The sequence below is a fragment of the Streptomyces sp. SID5910 genome (assembly GCF_009862125.1).
Lineage (GTDB): Bacteria > Actinomycetota > Actinomycetes > Streptomycetales > Streptomycetaceae > Streptomyces.
Genome location: NZ_WWHX01000598.1, coordinates 1 through 2470, shown reverse-complemented (window position 1 = coordinate 2470; position 2470 = coordinate 1). Strand labels below are relative to the sequence as shown.

General features: G+C 69.6%; 2 protein-coding genes. Both read right to left on the bottom strand.

Features of this window, described 5'->3' with window-relative positions; translation table 11 throughout:
* A partial coding sequence (locus tag GTW67_RS20945; RefSeq protein WP_237518961.1) for an HpcH/HpaI aldolase/citrate lyase family protein occupies positions 1–556 on the bottom strand: 556 nt, incomplete at its 3' end.
* The coding region (locus GTW67_RS20940; protein ID WP_161166339.1) for an ethylmalonyl-CoA mutase at positions 553–2470 on the bottom strand (1918 nt) is incomplete at its 5' end. The genes GTW67_RS20945 and GTW67_RS20940, both read right to left, overlap by 4 nt.

Sequence of the window (2470 nt, the reverse complement as noted above, 5' to 3'; positions counted from 1 at the left end):
TCGGGTAGCCGGGCGGCTGCTCGCCGACGACCAGCGACTTCATGTTGATGGACGCCATGAAGTCGGCCGGGCCGAAGATGATCGTCTCGACCCGCGGGCTGGCCTGCGCGATCTCGTTGACGTTGTTGAGGCCCTGCGCGTTCTCGATCTGCGCCTCGATGCCGATCCGGCCGACCTCGAAGCCCATGGTCTTCTCGATCTGGGTCAGCAGGAGGTCCAGCGCGACGACCTGCTGGGCGTCCTGGACCTTCGGCAGCATGATGCAGTCCAGGTTCGGGCCGGCGCCCTCGACGACCGTCACGACGTCGCGGTACGTCCACTCGGTCGTCCAGTCGTTGACGCGCACGACGCGGGTCTTGCCGGTCCAGTCGCCCTCGTTGAGGAACTTGACGATGGTGTGCCGTGCCTCCGGCTTGGCGAGCGGCGCGCAGGCGTCCTCCAGGTCCAGGAAGACCTGGTCCGCCGGAAGGCCCTGCGCCTTCTCCAGGAAGCGCGGGTTGCTTCCCGGGACCGCCAGACACGAGCGGCGGGGGCGAAGGCGGTTCACGGTCGTCATGCGGGGACCTCCAGGGGGTCGAGCTTGTTCGCGTTCCGGATCTCGTCGACGATCCGGCCGATGATGCCGGTGATGTCGAAGTCCTTCGGGGTGAAGACCGCGGCCACTCCCGCGGCCCGCAGGTCTTCGGCGTCACCGTTCGGGATGATGCCACCGGCGATCACCGGTATATCCGTGGCACCGGCCACACGGAGCCGTTCGAGCACGTCCGGCACGAGCTGCGCGTGCGAGCCGGACAGGATGGACAGGCCCACCGCGTGCACGTCCTCGGCGAGCGCGGCGTCCACGATCTGCTCCGGGGTGAGCCGGATGCCCTGGTAGACCACCTCGAACCCGGCGTCGCGGGCGCGCACGGCGATCTGCTCGGCGCCGTTGGAGTGGCCGTCCAGGCCCGGCTTGCCGACCAGGAAGCGGAGCTTGCCCACGCCCATCTCCTTGGCCGTCAGTTCCACCTTGCGGCGGACCGTGGCGAGCGCCGAGCCCTCCTCGGCGGTGACCGCCACCGGCGCCGACGACACGCCGGTCGGCGCGCGGAACTCGCCGAACACCTCGCGCAGCGCCCCGGCCCACTCGCCGGTGGTGACGCCGGCGCGGGCGCACTCCAGGGTGGCCTCCATGAGGTTGTCGGTGCCCTTGGCGGCCTCCTTCAGCTTCTCCAGCGCCTTGCACGGGCGCGGGTGGTTGAAGGGCGGCTGGTAGCGGGTGTCGCGCCAGTTCTGGAGCGAGGCGATGACCCGGGCCTCCACCGCCGGGTCGACGGTCTGGATCGCGGTGTCCAGGTCGGCGGTCAGCGGGTTCGGCTCGGTGCCCTCGAAGGCGTTGACACCGATGATCTTCTCCTCGCCGGACTCGATCCGGGCCCGGCGCTCGGCGTGCGAGGAGACCAGCTGGGACTTGAGGTAGCCGGACTCGACGGCGGCCATCGCGCCGCCCATCTCCTGGATGCGCTCCATCTCCGCGAGGGACGCCTCGACCAGCTCGTCGACCTTCGCCTCGACCACCTTCGAGCCCTCGAAGAGGTCGCCGTACTCCAGCAGGTCGCTCTCGTAGGCCAGCACCTGCTGGATGCGCAGCGACCACTGCTGGTCCCAGGGGCGGGGCAGGCCCAGCGCCTCGTTCCAGGCCGGCAGCTGCACGGCACGCGCGCGGGCGTCCTTGGAGAGGGTGACGGCCAGCATCTCCAGCACGATCCGCTGGACGTTGTTCTCCGGCTGCGCCTCGGTCAGACCGAGGGAGTTGACCTGGACGCCGTAGCGGAAGCGGCGGTGCTTGGGGTTCTCGATGCCGTACCGCTCGCGGGTGACGCGGTCCCAGATCCGCCCGAAGGCCCGCATCTTGCACATCTCCTCGACGAAGCGGACGCCCGCGTTCACGAAGAAGGAGATGCGGCCGACGACGTCGCCCATGCGCTCCTGCGGCACCTGGCCGCTGTCGCGCACGGCATCGAGGACGGCGATCGCGGTGGACATCGCGTACGCGATCTCCTGCACCGGCGTGGCGCCCGCCTCCTGCAGGTGGTAGCTACAGATGTTGATCGGGTTCCACTTCGGGATGTGCGAGACCGTGTACGCGATCATGTCCGTCGTCAGACGGAGCGAGGGCCCCGGCGGGAAGACGTGCGTCCCGCGGGACAGGTACTCCTTGACGATGTCGTTCTGGGTCGTGCCCTGGAGCCTGGTGATGTCGGCGCCCTGCTCCTCGGCGACGACCTGGTAGAGCGCCAGCAGCCACATGGCCGTGGCGTTGATGGTCATCGAGGTGTTCATCTGCTCCAGGGGGATGTCCTGGAACAGCCGGCGCATGTCACCGAGGTGCGCGACGGGCACACCGACCCGGCCGACCTCGCCGCGGGCGAGGATGTGGTCGGAGTCGTAGCCGGTCTGGGTCGGCAGGTCGAAGGCGACCGACAGACCC